Source organism: Acidovorax sp. Leaf160, assembly GCF_001424265.1.
In the GTDB taxonomy this organism is placed as follows: Bacteria; Pseudomonadota; Gammaproteobacteria; order Burkholderiales; family Burkholderiaceae_C; genus Paracidovorax.
This window is the reverse complement of sequence record NZ_LMOV01000012.1, coordinates 345,566-363,411: the sequence shown is the minus strand read 5'-3', so window position 1 is coordinate 363,411 and position 17,846 is coordinate 345,566. Positions and strand designations below refer to the sequence as shown.

Genomic DNA, 17,846 nt, shown 5'->3' with positions numbered 1-17,846 from the left:
CTCCACCTCTTGCCCGTCCTGCCCGTCCCGCACGGCGCGTGCGGGCGGCAGGAGGGCCCGCTTCGCCGACGCAACCAGCCACAAAGGCAATCACCATGAGCACGATGGAACGGATTCTGCGGCTGATGGCCGAGAAGCGGGCATCCGACGTTTACCTGGCGGCCAACGCCCCGGTCCTGATCCGCATCAACGGCGAGTGCGTGCCGATCAACAGCCAGGTGCTGCCGCCCGATGCGCCGCGCAGCCTGCTGGCCGAGATCATTCCGCCGCAACGCATCGAGGAGCTGGAAGAGACGGGCGAACTGAACATGGGCGTGCCGCTCAGCGGCGTGGGGCGCTTCCGGATCAGCGCGATGCGCCAGCGCGGCAGCTACGCCGTGGTGATCCGCTTCATCGCGCAGCAGATCCCCGAACTCTCGTCGCTCGGCCTGCCCCCGGTGCTGGGCGATCTGATCATGGAGCGGCGCGGGCTGATCCTGGTGGTGGGCGCCACCGGCTCGGGCAAGAGCACCACGCTGGCGGCGATGCTCGACAGCCGCAACGCCCAGCAGACCGGCCACATCCTGACCGTGGAAGACCCGGTCGAATACCAGTTCAAGAACAAGAAGTCGATCGTCAACCAGCGCGAGATCGGCGGCGACACCCAGTCCCTGCAGACGGCGCTGAAGAACGCGCTGCGCCAGGCACCCGACGTCATCCTGATCGGAGAGATCCGCGACCGCGAGACCATGTCGGCGGCGATTGCCTATGCGCAGTCGGGCCACCTGTGCCTGGCCACGCTGCACGGCAACAACAGCTACCACGCGCTCAACCGCATCCTGTCGTTCTACCCGGTCGAGGTGCGTCCGACGATGCTCGGCGACCTGGCGTCCGCGCTGAAAGCCGTCATCTCGCAACGACTGGTGCGCACCCCGCAGGGCGACCGCGTCCCCGCGACCGAGGTGCTGCTGAACACCAAGCTGGTGTCGGAAATGATCGAGACCGGCGACTTCTCGGGGGTGCGCGAAGCCATGGAAAAATCCATGGCCGAAGGTTCGCAGACCTTCGAGGCGGCGCTGGCCGAACTGATCCTGAAACAACGCATCGACCGCAAGGAAGGCATGTCGCACGCCGATTCGCCGACCAACCTGATGTGGCGGCTGCAGAACGACTTCACCATGAATGCCAAGGCGGCCCAGGCCAGCCAGGAGCCGCCGCCCGAAGACGACCAGCCGTCGTTCACCGAGATCGTGCTCGACGTCAAGGGCCACTGAGCCCGCACCCTCCTTCGACCTTGCTACGCGCCGCGGCGCCCATTTGCCTTCCCGATGTCCCGTACCCTGACCCTGGCCGAACAGCTGATCTCCCGCCCCTCCGTCACCCCAGAAGATGCCGGCTGCCTCGACATGCTTGCAGCACGGCTGCAACCCCTGGGCTTCCACTGCGAGCGGCTGGACAGCGGCCCCGACGGCTTCCGGGTCAGCAATTTGTGGGCAAAACGGCCTGCAGCGCCCGACATTTCGGCACATGATGCTATAAAAACCATAGCATTTGCCGGTCACACCGACGTGGTGCCGACCGGGCCGCTGGAGCAGTGGAGCAGCGCACCCTTCACCCCCACGCACCGCAATGGCCGGCTCTACGGCCGGGGCGCGAGCGACATGAAGACCTCCATCGCCGCCTTCGTGGTGGCCGTGGAAGAATTCCTCGCCGCACATCCCGATCCGCGCATCGCGATCGCCTTCCTGCTGACCAGCGACGAGGAAGGCCCGTCGGTGGATGGCACCAAGGTGGTGGTGGAGCAGCTCGAGGCGCGTGGCGAGGTGATCGACTGGTGCATCGTCGGCGAGCCCACTTCGGTGCAGCGCACGGGCGACATGGTCAAGAACGGCCGGCGCGGAACGCTGAGCGGCCGGCTCACCGTGCGCGGCATCCAGGGCCACATCGCCTACCCGCAGCTGGCCCGCAACCCGATCCACCAGGCCGTGCCGGCCCTGGCCGAACTGGCAGCGACGGTCTGGGACCAGGGCAACGACTTCTTCCCGCCCACCAGCTGGCAGATGAGCAATATCCACGGCGGGACGGGCGCGACCAACGTCATTCCGGGCGCGGTCGTCATCGACTTCAACTTCCGCTTCAGCACCGAGAGCACGGCCGATGGCCTGAAACAGCGGGTGCACGCCATGCTGGACCGCCACGACCTGGAATACGACCTGGTCTGGACGCTGGGCGGCCAGCCCTTCCTGACCACGCCGGGCAGCCTGATGCACGCCGTACAGCAGGCGATTTCGGACGAAACCGGCCTGGCGACCGAGCTGTCCACCACCGGCGGCACCAGCGACGGCCGCTTCATCGCCCAGATCTGCCCACAGGTCATCGAGGTCGGCCCGCCGAACGCCACCATCCACAAGATCGACGAGCACATCGTGGTCGCCGATATCGAACCGCTGAAGAACATCTACCGCCGGACGCTGGAACACCTCAACGCCCTCACCGGAGTGGACGCACGGAGGGCGGCATGAGCGGCGCGGACATGGGCTCGACCCTGGGCGAGCTGGTGGACTGGGGCACTGAGCGGCTGCAGACGGCCGGCGTCGCTTTCGGCCACGGCACGACCAACGCGCGCGACGAGGCGGCCTGGCTGGTGCTCTGGCGCCTGGGGCTGCCACTGGACACCTTGCTGGATGGCGGCGACGATTCCGAGGCAAATCGGCCCGTGGCGCCCGCCGATCAAGCGCGGGTTGCTACCCTTTTTGAAGAGCGCATCGCCAGCCGCAAGCCCGCCGCCTACCTGACGCGCGAAGCCTGGCTGCAGGGCCTGCCCTTCTATGTGGATGAGCGCGCCATCGTGCCGCGCAGCTTCATCGCCGAATTGCTGGCCGATGGCGGCTTCGACGACTTCCTGGGCGAACATACCCGCCAGGTGCTCGACCTGTGCACCGGCAACGGCAGCCTGGCGGTGCTGGCGGCCATGGCCTACCCCGACGTGGTGGTCACCGGCGCCGACCTGTCGCCCGAGGCGCTCGAAGTCGCCCGCATCAATGTGGACAAGCACGGCCTGCAGGACCGCATCGCGCTGCAGCTGTCCGACGGCCTGGCGGCCCTGCCCGGCCCGTGGGATCTGATTGTGTGCAACCCGCCCTACGTCAATGCCGGCAGCATGGCCAGCCTGCCGGCCGAGTACCGCGCCGAGCCCGAGCTGGCCCTGGCCGGTGGTGTCGACGGCATGGATTTCGTGCGCCGCCTGCTGGCCGACGCGCCCGCACGCATGAGCGAGCAGGCGGTGCTGGTGCTGGAGATCGGCAACGAGCGCGCCCACTTCGAGGCCGCCTTCCCGCAGCTGCCGGTGTTCTGGCTGGACACCAGCGCAGGCGAAGACCAGGTGCTGCTGGTCACCCGCGAAGCGCTGGTGGCTCCACCGATGTGAGCGTAACGTGAGCCGGCACCTGCCGATGCTGCGGCGGCAACCCCCACGCGGCACGCCCCAGCCGCGTGACGAATGGTGCCGCCTGCTCGCGATGGCCTAGCGACTCAGCGGCGCGGCGCAGTGCCCTGCCTACCGGCGTCGCCGCTGCCCCTGCCCCTGCCGCCGCAGCGTGCTACCACCGCTTTTCCGGCCCGTGCCCCGCCTCTGGGTCACGCGCTCTTTTCTCCCTTCGGTGCCCTGAATCCAGGGTGCCGCGCCTCGTATTGGTATTGGTATTGGACATGATCACTCTCAAAAACGTCACCTTGCGCCGCAGCGCCAAGGTCTTGCTCGACAACGTCACCGCCACCATCAACCCCGGCGAAAAGGTCGGCCTCGTCGGCCGCAACGGCGCGGGCAAGTCCACGCTGTTCGCGCTCTTGAACCGCACGCTGCACGAAGACGGCGGCGACTTCTTCATCCCCGCGCAGTGGCGCATGGCGCAGGTGGCGCAGAACATGCCCGAGACGTCCGAATCGGCCACCGAATTCGTGCTGGCCGGCGACACGCGCCTGACCGAGCTGCGCGCCCAGCTGGCCGCCGCCGAAGCCGCCGACGACGGCATGGCCATCGCCCATGCCTACACCGACCTGGCCGATGCCGGCGACTACGACGCCACGGCCCGCGCCCAGGCGCTCATCCTGGGCCTGGGCTTCAAGTCGGGCGAGCTGGACAGTCCGGTGGACAGCTTCTCCGGCGGCTGGCGCATGCGCCTGCAACTGGCCCGCGCGCTGATGTGCCCGAGCGACCTGCTGCTGCTGGACGAGCCCACCAACCACTTGGACCTGGACGCGCTGGTCTGGCTGGAGTCGTGGCTCAAGGGCTATGCCGGCACCATGATCGTCATCAGCCACGACCGCGAATTCCTCGACGCCGTGACCAACGTCACCTTGCACATCGAACACGCGAAGCTGGTGCGCTACGGCGCCAACTACAGCAAGTTCGAGGAAATGCGCGCCCTGCAGATGGAGCAGCAGCAGGCCGCCTTCTCCAAGCAGCAGGACAAGATCGCCCACCTGCAGAAGTTCATCGACCGCTTCAAGGCCAAGGCCAGCAAGGCCAAGCAGGCGCAGAGCCGGGTCAAGGCGCTGGAACGCATGGAAAAGGTGGCGCCGCTGCTGGCCGAGGCCGAATTCACCTTCGAATTCAAGGAGCCAGGGCACATCCCCAACCCGATGATGTCCATCGACAACGCGTCCTTCGGCTACGTGGCCGAGGACGACGAAGCCGCGCCGCCCAAGATCATCCTGACCGGCGTGAGCAAGTCGGTGATGGCCGGCCAGCGCATCGGCATCCTGGGCGCCAACGGCCAGGGCAAGTCCACCTTCGTGAAGACGGTGGCGCACGACATGAAGCCGCTGGCGGGCCAGATCATCGAAGGCAAGGGCCTGCGCATCGGCTACTTCGCCCAGCAGGAGCTGGACGTGCTGCGCCCGCAGGATACGCCGCTGGAGCACATGATCCGGCTGGCCAAGGAAATGGGCGCCGACGCCAAGCAGCCCTCCCGCGAGCAGGACCTGCGCAGCTATCTGGGCACCTTCAACTTCACGGGCGACATGGTCAAGCAGGCCGTGGGCACGATGAGCGGCGGCGAAAAGGCGCGGCTGGTGCTGGCGATGATGGTCTGGCAGCGCCCCAACCTGCTGCTGCTGGACGAGCCGACCAACCACCTGGACTTGGCAACCCGCGAGGCGCTGGCGATGGCGCTGAACGAATTCGAGGGCACGCTGATGCTGGTCAGCCACGACCGGGCGCTGCTGCGGTCGGTCTGCGACGAGTTCTGGCTGGTTGGCCGGGGCGTGGTGGGCCCCTTCGACGGAGACCTGGACGACTACCAGCGCTACCTGCTGGACGAAGCCAAGCGCCTGCGCGAGATCGCCAAGACGGCCGAGGCGGAGACGGCCCGCGCCGCGGCGGCAAACCCGGCGCCAGCGCCGGCAGCGGCGGCCCCTGCCGTGGCACCCGCACCGGCGCCTGCCACAGCGCCTGCCGCATCCACCACGGCAGCCGCTGGGGATGGTCGGGAGCAGCGCAAGCTCGGCGCACAGGCGCGCCAGCAGCTGGCGGAAAAGACGCGGCCACTGAAGCGGGAGCTGGAGCGCATCGACGCACGGCTGGCGGCACTCGCCCAGGAGCGCCAGGCACTGGAAGACAAGCTGACGCAGCCGCTGCCGCCGGCCGAGATCGCCGAATGCGGGCGCAAGCTCAAGGCTGGTGCAGACGAGACGGCCGGACTCGAAGAAAAGTGGCTGGATGTATCCGGCGAGCTGGAAGCACTGCAGAGCGCCGCTGCCGAAGCCTGAACCGGGTGGAGGCTCATTTGAGCCCCGGGGCCTCGTGAAAAAAGGGCCGGACGCTCCCATTTTGAGAGCGGAAAAGTGCTGCACCAAGTTGGATGAAGCGCGCTGCAAATTCTTGCACGCGACTGTCAACGCAGCCCCAGGGAGGTGCGTTGTTCATGCATCCAAGGAGCTTTTCAAGCATGAACACCACCATCCTGTCCGCCTGGCCTGAAGACGAACGCGATCGCAAGCGCGCCCCGGCCCGCTTCTGAGCGGCGGCTACGGCAGAGCCAGCGTCCCGTCCCAGCCCCCTGGCTCTGACCCGACGACCGCCCCGCTGCCGGCCGCCCCTCAGCGTCCTCGTGCCGGCTCTGGGTTCCAGTCACACTGCCCGGCCACCTTCCACCCCCATTCCCCGCCAAGAAGCCCCGTTCGACGGGGCTTTTTGCTGCCCGTCTTCTTCGCAACGCTCCCACCGGAGCGCCGCCCGCCCACAAAAAACCCCGCCGAAGCGGGGTGGGTGGTTCTGGCATCGCTCCTGGCATGCGAGCGATGGCGGCAGACGCATCAGCCCATGTGCAGGCCGCCGTTGACCGAGAAGTCGGCGCCGGTGGCGTAGCCGCCCTCTTCCGACGCCAGCCAGGCGATGATGGAGGCGATCTCGCTAGGTTCGCCCAGGCGCTTCACCGGCACGGTGCCGACGATCTTTTCCAGCACGTCGGGTCGAATGGCCTTGACCATGTCGGTGCCGATGTAGCCGGGGCTCACGGTATTCACCGTCACGCCCTTGGTGGCCAGCTCCTGCGCCAGTGCCATCGAGAAACCGTGCATGCCGGCCTTGGCGGCCGAGTAGTTGGTCTGGCCGGCCTGGCCCTTGGCGCCGTTCACGCTGCTGATGTTGATGATGCGGCCCCAGCCCTTTTCCACCATGTCGCCCACGACCTGCTTGGTCACGTTGAACATGCTGTTGAGGTTGGTCTCGATCACCGCGTCCCAGTCTTCGCGCGACATCTTGAGGAACATGCGGTCACGGGTGATGCCGGCGTTGTTGACCAGCACGTCGATGGTGCCGTGTTCGGATTTGGTCTGGGTGAAGGCTTCCACCGTCGAATCCCAGTCGCCCACGTTGCCGACCGAGGCGTAGAACGTGTAGCCCTGCGCCTTCTGCTCGCCCAGCCACTTGGCATGGTCGCGCGTCGGCCCGCAGCCGGCGATGACTTTGAAACCCTCTTTGTGCAGCCGTTGGCAGATAGCGGTCCCGATGCCCCCCATGCCCCCGGTCACGTATGCGATTTTTTGGCTCATTCGATATCCCTTCGATTCATTGATTCCGCTCCCACTCTAACCCGGGAGAAAGCGGCCTTTCGCCCAGGAAAACACCAAGCTGCGGTACTTGTCCGGGGTCGCTGACAAGCCGTGCTGCCATGGCTCGCCGCCCACTCCATCGCGGCCGCTCCACCCTGGTTTCAGCGCTCCACCGCCATCGACACGCCCATGCCGCCGCCGATGCAGAGCGCCGCCACGCCCTTCTTGGCGTCGCGGCGCTGCATTTCGTGCAGCAGCGTGACCAGCACCCGGCAGCCGGAGGCGCCGATGGGGTGACCGATGGCAATGGCGCCGCCATTCACGTTCACCTTGGCGGCGTCCACGCCCAGTTCCTTGTTGACCGCGCAGGCCTGGGCCGCAAAGGCTTCGTTCAACTCGAACAGGTCCACGTCCTTGGCATCCCAGCCGGCGCGCTGCAGCGCCTTGCGAGAAGCAGGAACCGGGCCCATGCCCATGGTGGCCGGGTCCAGGCCGCTGGTGCCGAAGGCGGCGATGCGCGCCAGCGGCTTCAGGCCCAGTTCGGCCGCCTTCTTGGCGCTCATCAGCACCACCGCCGCCGCGCCGTCGTTCAGGCCCGACGCATTCCCTGCCGTGACCGAGCCGGCCTTGTCGAACGCGGGACGCAGGCCCGACAGCGCTTCGGCGTTGGTCTTGCGGTTGAGGTATTCATCTGCGGCGAAGACGATGGGGTCGCCCTTCTTCTGCGGCAGCGTGACCGGCACGATCTCGTCCTGGAAGCGGCCGGCGTCCTGCGCGGCGGCGGCCTTCTGCTGGCTGGCCAGGGCCAGGGCGTCCTGCTGTTCGCGGGCGATGCCGTGCTGCTTGGCCACGTTCTCCGCCGTGATGCCCATGTGGTATTGGTTGTAGACGTCCCACAGGCCGTCCACGATCATCGTGTCGGTCATCTTCCAGTCGCCCATGCGCTGGCCATCGCGCGATCCGTTCAGCACGTGGGGCGACAGGCTCATGTTCTCCTGGCCGCCTGCGACCACGATCTCGGCGTCGCCGGTGGCGATCGCCTGCGCGCCGAGCATCACGGCCTTCAGGCCGGAGCCGCACACGGCGTTGATCGTGAGCGCGGGCGTTTCCTTGGCCACTCCGGCCTTCATCATGGCTTGGCGGGCCGGGTTCTGGCCCGCACCGGCGGTCAGCACCTGGCCCATGATGACTTCACTGACCTGGTCCAGGGGCACGTTGGCGCGGGCCAGCGCCTCCTTGATGACGATGGCGCCCAGCTCGGTGGCGGGGGTCTTGGCGAGCGTGCCGCCAAACTTGCCCACGGGCGTACGGACGGCGGAAACGATGACGATGTCTTCCATGGCGAGTCTTTCTGAGAGAGTCTGAAGTGCAAGAATGGGTGAGGGGTCGTGTCACGGCCAGGGTCGCAGCCGTGCGCTGCCGCGGCCGGGCGCGGGGTGGTGCGCCGCCGGCCGCAGGGTTTACGCCTTCTGCCGCACGTAGCGGCCCGGCGCGGGTTCGATCGCCTTGAAACGGGTCCCCCGCCCGTAGGCTTTGGGGGCCGCGACCTGCCGCCCGGCATGGCCTGCCAGCCACCGGGACCAGTCGGTCCACCAGCTGCCGGGGTGTTCGGTGGCACCCTCCAGCCAGCTGTCCAGGGTGGCGGGCAGCTGGCCGTCGTCGCGGGTCCAGTGGCTGCGCTTTTTCTTGGCAGGCGGGTTGATCACGCCCGCGATGTGGCCCGAGGCGCCCATGACGAAGCGTTTCGGGCCCGGCAGCACCTGGGTGGACGCGTAGGCCGCGTTGATCGGCACGATGTGGTCTTCGCGCGAGCCGTAGATGTACGTCGGGACGTCGACCAGGTTCAGGTCGATGGATTCGCCGCAGACCGTGAGCTTTCCCGGCTCGATCAGGTTGTTTTCCAGATAGAAGTTGCGCAGATACCAGGCGTAATAGGGCCCCGGCAGATTGGTGGCGTCGCTGTTCCAGTAGAGCAGGTCGAAGGGCGGCGGGGTCTCGCCCTTCAGGTAATTGCCCACCACGTAGTTCCACACCAGGTCGTTCGGCCGCAGGAAGCTGAAGGTGGATGCCAGATCCTGCCCCTTCATCAAGCCGCCCTGCCCCATCTGCAACTCACGGAACGCCACCAACGCCTCGTCGATGAAGACATCGAGAATGCCCGTGTCGGAGAAGTCGATCAGCGTGGTGAGAAAGGTGGCGCTGGCGACGGCATCTTCGCCCCGGGCCGCCAGCACCGCCAGCGCGTTCGAGAGCATGGTGCCGCCCACGCAGAACCCCAGCGCGTTGATCTGCTCGGCGCCGCTGATCTCCTGGACCGTGTGGATCGCCTGGATCACGGCCTGCTCGATGTAGTCGTCCCAGGTGGACTGCGCCAGGGACGCATCGGCGTTGCGCCAGCTCACGACGAAGGTGCGGTGCCCTTCGGCGACCGCGTGGCGGATCAGCGAGTTCTCGGGCTGCAGGTCGAGGATGTAGTACTTGTTGATGCAGGGCGGCACCATCAGGAAGGGGAGCTCGTACACCTTGGGGGTGAGCGGCTTGTATTCGATGAGCTGGAAGTAGTCGTTCTCGAACACCACCGCGCCCTCGGTGGTCGCCACGTTGCGGCCGACCTCGAAGAGGCTTTCGTCGGTCATGGAGACATGGCCCTGGCGCATGTCGTGCAGCAGGTTGGCAATGCCCTTGGCGATGCTCTCGCCCTGGGTGTCGATGGCCTTCTGCTGGGCATCGGCGTTGAATGCCAGGAAGTTGCTGGGCGACATGGCCGCCATCCACTGCTCCACACCGAAGCGGATCCGGGCCTTGGCCTTGTCGTCGCCCTCCACGGCATCGGCCAGGCCCATCAGCGTGCGGGCGTTCAGCAGGTAGGCGGCGGCGGAGAAACGCGCCATGGGGCTTTTGGACCAGGCCTCGCTGGTGAAGCGCCGGTCGGCCACCGCCGGGGGGGTCTGGAGGCCCTCGCTCCAGAGCGCCTTGGCTTCCTCGAGGTACTTCGCCTGCAGGGCAGCCAGCTTGTCGGGGGCGAAGCGCACCGGCGCGGAGGGCAGCGCGGCAGCTGCAGTGGACGAGGCACCTGCCGCAGCAGCAGCAGCAGCAGGAGGCTGCAGGCCTTTCAGTACCTGGGCCCAGCCCTCACCGAAAATACGCTGGAATTGCCGGGCGCCATCGGCCCATTGCGAGTCCGTCTCCATCGTCTGCCTCCTTGAATCGCCGCAGGCTCTTGCGGCCTTGCGTGTATTGTCCGGTCATTGTTGACGACGCCCGGGGCTCCCGGCAACCGAAGTCGGTTTTTTTTACCAAATCGTCCGCGCGGCCTGCGCCGCGCCCCCCACCATGTATCTGGTCATCATCGGCTGGCTGTATGTCACGGTGCTGATGGCCGTGGCAGAAGCCCAGGCGCCCAACGGCACGGTGCTCGGCGCCATCGTCACCTTCGTGTTCTATGGCCTGCTGCCCATGGGGATTCTGGGCTACATCCTGGGCACGCCGGGGCGCAAGCGGGCTTTGAGAGCGCGCGCCGCTGCGCAGGCGGCCCAGCGGGCGGAAGCGGCCCGGCAAGCGACGGCCCCCGGCCCCCACGCTGCTGCGCCGGCGGTCCCTCCGTCAGCCGCTGGGGGCGCCGTCGATCCAGACGCAAGCGGCGAACCGGCCGCTGCTGCCCAGCCGCGCGGTGTCGCGCCGGTGCGAGAAGAACCGTGATGCCGGGGCCACCGTGCACCACGCCGCCGTGCCGTCGTTGCCGGTGACGCTCGCAACGCCCAGGCGCTGCAGCCGCTGGCGGGCCAGCCCGGCCAGGTCCGCCAGGTACTTGCCTGGGGCGGGCTGCGGCGTGAAATGGCGTGCGGCCTGCGGGTCGACGTCGCAGAACGCCGCGCGCACCTCCGGCCCGACCTCGAAGGCGGTCGGGCCGATGCACGGCCCCAACCACGCCAGAAGGGCTTCGGGCGCCTGCCCATCCGCTATGACTTTGCTCGCTGAACGCGCTGGCTTCGCGGGCCCGGAGGCTGGGCAAGACGCCACAACCGCCTCCAGCACCCCGCTTCCGCTTTCGCCTGCCAGCCCGCGCCAGCCCGCATGGGCTGCCGCCACCCAGGTGCCCTGCGGGTTGGTGAACAGCACCGGCAGGCAGTCGGCCACCATGATGGTGCAGGCCACGCCAGACACAGCGGTACTGCAGGCATCGGCCACCACGCCGTCCGGCGACGCGAGCGACAGTTCCGCCACCTCGGCGCCGTGCACCTGCTTGAGGAACACCGGCCGCGCGCCGAGGGCCGCCTGCAGGTAGGCGCGGTTGCGCCCCACATCGCCCGGCCGGTCGCCGACGTGGTCGCCCAGGTTCAGCGTGTCGAACGGAGCAGCGCTGACGCCACCTGAGCGGGTGGTGCACACGGCGCGCACCCGCGCCGGGGCCGGCCAGTCTGGCACCAGCCAGTCGTGCGGGGCCGCGCTCATGCCTCGTGGTCCGGGCAGGCGCTGGGATGGGCGCGCTGGAAGGCGGGAAGCGCGCTCGCCGCTTCGCAGGCGGCCAGCGTCAGCGGCAGGCCGTCCAGCGGCACGGCGAACCGCCGGGCATTGAAGATCTGCGGCACCAGGCAGCAGTCCGCCAGCGTGGGCGTGTCGCCCCAGCAGAGTTGCGACGTAGCCAGGCCGGCCTGCGCGCGGGCCGCCGCCAGCAGCGCGAGCTGGCGCTCGAACGCTTCGAGGCCGCTGCGCGTCCAGTGGTGGTACCAGCCGGTCTTGGCGTCTTCGCCCAGCCCCAGGGTCTGGGTGAGGTGGCGCAGCACGCGCAGGTTGTTCACCGGATGGATCTCGCAGGCGATCATCTGCGCCAGCGCGCGCACCCGCGCCCGCCCCAGCGCGTCGGCGGGAAGCAGCCCAGGCTCGGGGTGGGTCTCGTCCAGGTATTCGATGATGGCCATGGACTGCACCAGCATCTGCCCGTCATCCGTCTCCAGCGCCGGCACCAGCGCGTCGCCGCTGCGCGCCGCGTGCTCGGGGGTGCGGTGCTCTGCGCGCACCAGATGCACCGGCACGTAGTCGTAGCCCAGGCCCTTGAGCTCCAGCGCGATGCGCACGCGGTACGAGGCCGAGGAGCGGAAATAGTTGAAGAGTTTCATGGTGCGGCAAGCATAACGGCGGCCTGCCCACGCCCCGTGCCGGCCCGTGGCACACTGCGGCGCTGACCGTGCGGCCCCAGCGCCCCGCATGCCGTGCGGCCCACCGCATCCGACCCTGAAAGGCAGACATGAGCTACGTGATCACTCCACCGCCCCAGGCCAGCGTGCCCGTCGTGGGCACCGCCGACCGCTTCCCGGTGCACCGCATCTACTGCGTGGGCCGCAACTACGAAGAGCACGCCAAGGAAATGGGCTTCACCGGCCGCGAGCCGCCGTTCTTCTTCATGAAGCCCGCCGATGCCGTGCTGCCCGTCGCTGCAGGCGACACCGGCACCCTGCCCTACCCCAGCCTCACGTCCAACCTGCATCACGAGATCGAACTGGTGGTCGCCATCGGCAAGGGCGGCAAGAACATCCAGGCCGCCGACGCGCTCCAGCACATCTGGGGCTACGCCGTCGGACTGGACATGACGCGCCGCGATCTCCAGGGCGAGATGAAGAAGCAGGGCCGTCCCTGGTCCATTGGCAAGGGCTTCGACGCCAGCGCCCCGATCGGCCCCATCACCCCGGCAGCGCAGGCGGGCGACGTGGCCAACGCCGCCATCTGGCTGCAAGTGAACGGCACCGATCGCCAGCGCAGCACCGTCACGCAGCTGATCTGGAACATCGCCGAAACCATTGAGCACCTGTCCGCCGCCTGGGAATTGCAGCCCGGCGACCTGATCTTCACGGGCACGCCAGAGGGCGTGGCCGCCGTGGTGCGCGGCGATGTGCTGGAAGGCGGCATCGACGGCCTGGGCACGTTGCGGCTGACGGTGGCCTGAGGTCCTGCCGACTCGATTGCTATAAAAAGCATAGCTATAAACGTTGGCGTATGAAGCGCCAGCGCCATATTTCATTCAAACCCCGCCCCGCATGACCCTTCGCAGCCCCATCAAGCATTGCCGTGAATGCGGTACCGCCGTGGTCTACCGCGTGCCCGACGACGGCGACACCAAGCTGCGCGCGGTGTGCCCCGCCTGCGGCACGGTGCACTACGAAAACCCGCTGAACGTGGTCGGCACGGTGCCGGTGCTGGGCGACCGGGTGCTGCTGTGCCTGCGCAACATCGAGCCGCGCCGCGGCAAGTGGACGCTGCCCGCCGGCTTCATGGAATTGAACGAGACCAGCGCCGAAGGGGCGGCCCGCGAGACCGACGAGGAAGCCGGCGCGCAGATCGAGATGGGGCGGCTCTTTTCCGTGGTGAACGTGCCGCGTGTCGGGCAGGTCCACTTCTTCTACCTCGCCACGCTGCAGAGCGACGTCTTCGCGCCGGGCTTCGAGACGATCGAGGCGCGGCTTTTCGCCGAGGACGAGATTCCCTGGGACGAGATCGCCTTTCGCACGGTGAAGGTCACGCTGGAGCAGTACTTCGCCGACCGGCGCAGCGGCGCGCTGGGCTCTGGCCACGTCCACAGCCTCGACGTGGTGTGAGGTGTTTCGGCCACGCCGGCTCCCCGCGCGCGGAGCCGGCATGTAACCCGATGTAAGTCAGGCATGGTGGTTGCTTGGGGTCTGCATGCGCCCCACGGCGGGGCGAATTGGAGGACTCCATGCCCACACCGGCGCCATTCCAGACGGAAAAGTTCATCCCATTCATGCGCGAGGTCACGCGCTGCGAGAGCGCGCTGCGCGAGCTGAACCTCATGTGGCGGCTCATCGAGTCGTCGGCCAAGATGAATTGCCCGCAGGAAGCGCACAGCCTGCTGCCCATGATGCGGGCCACGCGCGAGGGCTTCCAGCAGCTGGAGACGGAACTCGTGCGCTCGCTGGTGGGCGAATCCATCGGCCAGGTCATGGACGGGCTCGGCACCAGTGCCCGCCAGGTGATCGACATCGTGGTGCGCAACCTCTACGAACGCACGGCGGACGTGGGCTTTCTCGCCACCGACCAGGACCTGTGCCGTTTCGTCGCCGGCCTGGACAGCGACCAGGGTGCCGTGCTGACCCGCCTGCGCGAATACCGCAACAAGTACACCGTGTACGACGAGATCCTGCTGCTGGACCTGCAGGGCGCGGTGGTGGCGCAGATCGACGAGGCCAGCCCGGTCGAAGGCACGCAGGACCCGCTGCTGGCGCGCACGCTCCAGAGCGCGGGCTACGTGGAAACCTTCGGCCCCACCGATCTGCGGCCCGGCAAGCGCCACGCGCTGCTGTATTCGCAGCGCATGCTGCATCCGCAGACCGGCGAGCCCGTGGGCATGCTCTGCCTGAGCTTCGCCTTCGCGGACGAGATGGAAGGCATCTTCCGGGCGCGCAACCAGCACGGCCAGCAGCGCCACATCCCGCTGCTGCTGGACAGCAGCCACCAGGTCATCGCCAGCGGCGATCCGCTCTGGGTGCCGGTGGGCGCCCACGTGCCGGTGAACGAAGCCGGCGCGCTCTCCCTGCAGGTGCATGCCGGCCGCGCCTACCTGGTGCAGACCGTGGCCACGGCGGGCTACCAGGGCTACCCCGGCCCCTCCGGCTGGCGCGGCCAGGTGATGGCGCCGGTGGACCTGGCCTTTTCCGGCGAATCCAGCCAGGTGCTGGACGCGCTGGAGCCAGGCGTGGCGCACGGTCTGCTGAGCCACGCGCAGGACTTCTGCCCCCCGCTGCATGCGATCGTCGACGCGGCCGACACCATCCGGCGCGTGGTGTGGAACGGCCAGGTCATGACCGGCCGCCAGCACCAGGACGTCGCCCGCCTGAAGGCCGTGCTCGAGCAGATCGGCGAAACCGGCGCGCTCACCAACGAGGTGTTCAGCCAGTCCATCCGCGACCTGTATGGCACGGTGCTCATGTCGAGCATGCGCGACGGCGAGCTTCTGACCCAGCTGCTGGTGGACCTGCTCGACCGCAACCTGTACGAGCGCGCCAACGATTGCCGCTGGTGGGCGCTGACGCCCGAGCTGCGCGCGCTGCTCGACCCGCACGCGCGCGACGCGCGCACGGCCGACCGCCTGGCCGGGGCGCAGCGCATCCTGGAACACATCAACAGCCTCTACACGGTGTACGCGCGGCTCATGGTGTATGACCGCGAGGGCCGGGTGCTGGCCTCCAGCCGGCCGCTGCTGGAGGACGGCCGATCGGCGGTGGGCATGGCCATCGAGCCCGACACCCTGGCGGCCGTGCTGGCGATGCGCGGCACGCAGTCCTACCACGTCACGCCCTGGCGGCCCAGCGGCTTCTATGGCGGGCGCCCCACCTACGTCTACCACGCGGCGATCCACGCTCCGGGCGACGTGGGCAACGTGGGCAACGTGGGCGACGCATGCGAGGTGGTGGGAGGGATCGGCATCGTGTTCAACGCCGCAGAGGAATTCGAGGCCATGCTGCGGGGCGCGCTGGAAAAGAAGTCCCGCACGCAGGGCTTCTTCGTCAGCCGCTCCGGCACGGTCCTCGCCAGCGCCGACCCTTCGGTGCCGGTGGGCTCGACGCTGCAGGTGCCCGAGGACATGCTCGCCGTGCCCAACGGTCAGAGCCTGTCGCGGGCCATGGTGCATGGCGACGCCTACTGCATCGTTGCGTGCGCGGCTTCGCACGGATACCGGGAATTCAAGGTCTGCGACGGCTACAGCGAAGACGTGCTGGCGATCTCGGTCCACTCGTTCGGCGCCCAGGTGGCCGGCGCCCAGGAAGCCGCGCGCCGGCGCCGCACCACGCTGCTGAGCGAGGCCGGCACAACCGGCGGGCGCGAGATGGCCACTTTCTTCGTGGGTGACGGCCTCTTTGCGCTGCCCACGGCGCAGGTGGTCGAGGCGCTGCCCGCGCACAGCATCGCCGCCGTGTCCGCCGCGGGGCTGGCCGGCTGCGTCGGTACGGTGCCGCTGCGCTCGCACGGCAAGGTGCTGGAATACGTCTGGGTGTTCGACCTGCACGAAGTGCTGACCGGCCAGCGCACGCCGCCCTCGGCCCAGGGCCAGGTGGTGGTGGCGCAGGAGGGCGAGGCGGTCGTCGGCCTGCTGGTGGGGGAGCTGCACAGCGTGCTGCATTTCGCTGAGGCCAGCATCTTCCCTGCACCGGGACTGCCGGGCGCCGTGGTGAGCGAGCTCATCAAGGCCAATGCGGGCCGCACGCTGATCCAGTGCCTGAACCTGCCGCACTTGGTGCGCCGCCTGCGCGCCGGCCGGGAGCCGCAAGCGCCGATGCCGGTCGCCGCCTGAGCGCATCGCCCGCGCGCAGGGCGGGCCGCCGCCCTTGCCCACGGCCTGCGCTGGCCTGCACTGGCGCGCCACCTCACCAGGGGTTCGTACACTCGCGGCATGACCGATGAACTGCAACGCCTGCGTGCCGGCGCACTGGCTGGCGCGCGCACGCTGCGCATAGCCGCCGGCCTGACGGACTTTCCTCCCGAGATCTTCGACCTGGCGGACACGCTGGAGGTGCTCGACCTGTCCGGCAACCGCCTGGCGGCCCTGCCCGCCGATCTGCACCGGCTGCACCGGCTGAAGGTGTTCTTCGCCTCGGACAATGACTTCACCGAACTGCCGCCCGCGCTTGGCGCCTGCCTGCGGCTGGAAATGGTGGGCTTCAAGGCCAACCGCATCGCGCACGTTCCGGCGGCTGCGCTGCCGCCGCGGCTGCGCTGGCTGATCCTGACCGACAACGCCATCGCCGATCTGCCAGAGGCGCTGGGCGAGCGTCCCCGGCTGCAAAAGCTGATGCTGGCCGGCAACCGCCTGCGCGCCCTGCCCGAGCGCCTGCGGCAGTGCGACCGACTCGAACTGCTGCGCATCTCCGCCAACCGGCTGGACGCCCTGCCGGACTGGCTCGCCGCCATGCCGCGCCTGGCCTGGCTCGCCCAGGGCGGCAACGCCTTCAACGAGGCCGTGGAAGCCCGGGCGCGGGAGAGCCTGCAGGCGCATGCCATCGACTGGCACGCCCTGGGCTGCGGCGAGCTGCTCGGCGAAGGCGCGTCCGGCCGCATCCACGCAGCCGTCCTGCACGGGCCCACGGACCCGCAGGAGGTCGCCGTCAAGCTCTTCAAGGGCTCGGTCACCAGCGACGGCTGGCCGATGACCGAGATGGCCGCCAGCCTCGCGGCCGGACGGCATGCCCGCACCATTTCCGTGCTCGGCCGGCTCGCCGGGCACCCGGACGGCCAGCAGGGCCTGGTGATGGAACGCGTCGCCCCGGGCTGGCGCCCGCTGGCCGGCCCGCCCAGCTTCGAGACCTGCACACGGGACGTCTACGCGCCGGAGCTGCGCCTGCCCGCCGCCACCGCCCTGCGCATCGCGGCCGACGTGGCGAGCGCGCTGGCGCATCTGCACGGCCGGGGCATCGTCCACGGCGACCTGTACGCGCACAACGTGCTGTGGCGGCCGCACGCGCCCGCCGGCGAAGCGAGCGCGCTGCTGGGCGACCTGGGCGCCGCGGCCTTCGCGCCACCCGGAGCGCTGGGCGACGCGCTGCGCCGCATGGATGTCCGCGCCTACGGCATCCTGCTGGACGAGTTGGCCGGACGCTGCGAGGAAGGGGCCAGCGGCCCGTTCACCGACCCGTTCATCGGCCAGGCAGCGGCCCTGGCCCAGGCCTGCACGCAGGCCCGCACCACGGACCGCCCCGACAGCCAGGCGCTGGCTGCGCAGACCCAGGCCTGGGCCGAGCCGGCCGGGCGGGCCCTGGCCGCCCGCTGAGCGCCTGCGCGGCGCAGCGGCCCGGGGGCCGCAGCGGCGT

Annotated in this window: 14 protein-coding genes; 9 read left to right on the top strand and 5 right to left on the bottom strand. The window is 69.0% G+C overall.

The window, feature by feature from the left end; translation table 11 throughout:
• The first annotated feature begins 95 nt into the window (after positions 1-95).
• The 4 genes from ASF94_RS08225 (at position 96) to abc-f (ending at position 5,748) form a co-directional block, all read left to right on the top strand.
• Positions 96-1,253, top strand: a complete 1,158-nt coding sequence (locus ASF94_RS08225) for a PilT/PilU family type 4a pilus ATPase (RefSeq protein ID WP_056664161.1) — start codon at positions 96-98, stop codon at positions 1,251-1,253.
• 54 nt (positions 1,254-1,307) lie between these two features.
• Complete coding sequence (dapE, locus tag ASF94_RS08220) at positions 1,308-2,501, top strand: succinyl-diaminopimelate desuccinylase (RefSeq protein ID WP_056664159.1); 1,194 nt, start codon at positions 1,308-1,310, stop codon at positions 2,499-2,501.
• Positions 2,498-3,406 carry a 50S ribosomal protein L3 N(5)-glutamine methyltransferase gene (gene prmB / locus ASF94_RS08215; RefSeq protein WP_056664156.1) on the top strand — a complete coding sequence of 303 codons (909 nt, stop codon included), beginning with the start codon at positions 2,498-2,500 and terminating at the stop codon, positions 3,404-3,406. Before dapE ends, prmB begins: the two co-directional genes overlap by 4 nt.
• 281 nt (positions 3,407-3,687) lie before the next feature.
• Positions 3,688-5,748 (top strand): ribosomal protection-like ABC-F family protein, encoded by a 2,061-nt coding sequence (abc-f, locus tag ASF94_RS08210; protein WP_056664885.1) that lies wholly within the window; start codon positions 3,688-3,690, stop codon positions 5,746-5,748.
• Between the two features lie 546 nt (positions 5,749-6,294).
• Here abc-f and phbB read toward each other — a convergent pair.
• The 3 genes from phbB to phaC form a co-directional block, all read right to left on the bottom strand.
• On the bottom strand, positions 6,295-7,032 hold the full coding sequence (gene phbB, locus ASF94_RS08205; protein ID WP_056664152.1) for an acetoacetyl-CoA reductase: 738 nt from the start codon (positions 7,030-7,032) through the stop codon (positions 6,295-6,297).
• A gap of 161 nt (positions 7,033-7,193) precedes the next feature.
• Positions 7,194-8,372 carry an acetyl-CoA C-acetyltransferase gene (locus ASF94_RS08200; RefSeq protein ID WP_056664149.1) on the bottom strand — a complete coding sequence of 393 codons (1,179 nt, stop codon included), beginning with the start codon at positions 8,370-8,372 and terminating at the stop codon, positions 7,194-7,196.
• 120 nt (positions 8,373-8,492) lie between these two features.
• Positions 8,493-10,223: a class I poly(R)-hydroxyalkanoic acid synthase gene (phaC, locus tag ASF94_RS08195; protein WP_056664146.1), complete on the bottom strand. Its 1,731-nt coding sequence runs from the start codon at positions 10,221-10,223 to the stop codon at positions 8,493-8,495.
• Positions 10,224-10,365: 142 nt separating this feature from the next.
• Between phaC and ASF94_RS20740 the strand changes: the two genes are divergently transcribed.
• Positions 10,366-10,731 (top strand): hypothetical protein, encoded by a 366-nt coding sequence (locus tag ASF94_RS20740; RefSeq protein ID WP_082493078.1) that lies wholly within the window; start codon positions 10,366-10,368, stop codon positions 10,729-10,731.
• Here the strand turns inward: ASF94_RS20740 and ASF94_RS08190 are convergent.
• A complete protein-coding gene (locus ASF94_RS08190; protein WP_056664143.1) occupies positions 10,636-11,484 on the bottom strand; it encodes a polyphenol oxidase family protein in 849 nt (282 codons plus the stop codon). The two genes, ASF94_RS20740 and ASF94_RS08190, sit on opposite strands and share 96 nt — an antisense overlap.
• The gene (gene maiA, locus ASF94_RS08185) at positions 11,481-12,149 is read right to left on the bottom strand and encodes a maleylacetoacetate isomerase (protein ID WP_056664141.1); all 669 of its coding nucleotides are present in this window, start codon (positions 12,147-12,149) and stop codon (positions 11,481-11,483) included. The genes ASF94_RS08190 and maiA overlap by 4 nt, the downstream gene beginning before the upstream one ends.
• A gap of 128 nt (positions 12,150-12,277) precedes the next feature.
• On the opposite strand from maiA, the gene ASF94_RS08180 reads away from it, so the two are divergent.
• From ASF94_RS08180 to ASF94_RS08165, 4 genes are all read left to right on the top strand, one after another.
• Positions 12,278-12,973: a fumarylacetoacetate hydrolase family protein gene (locus ASF94_RS08180; protein WP_056664138.1), complete on the top strand. Its 696-nt coding sequence runs from the start codon at positions 12,278-12,280 to the stop codon at positions 12,971-12,973.
• 91 nt (positions 12,974-13,064) lie between these two features.
• Positions 13,065-13,622, top strand: coding sequence for an NUDIX hydrolase (locus tag ASF94_RS08175; RefSeq protein WP_056664136.1), 558 nt, complete (start codon positions 13,065-13,067; stop codon positions 13,620-13,622).
• A 119-nt stretch (positions 13,623-13,741) separates the two neighbouring features.
• Positions 13,742-16,333, top strand: coding sequence for a chemotaxis protein CheW (locus ASF94_RS08170; protein ID WP_056664133.1), 2,592 nt, complete (start codon positions 13,742-13,744; stop codon positions 16,331-16,333).
• A 99-nt stretch (positions 16,334-16,432) separates the two neighbouring features.
• A complete protein-coding gene (locus ASF94_RS08165) occupies positions 16,433-17,806 on the top strand; it encodes a leucine-rich repeat-containing protein kinase family protein (protein ID WP_056664130.1) in 1,374 nt (457 codons plus the stop codon).
• Positions 17,807-17,846 lie beyond the last annotated feature (40 nt).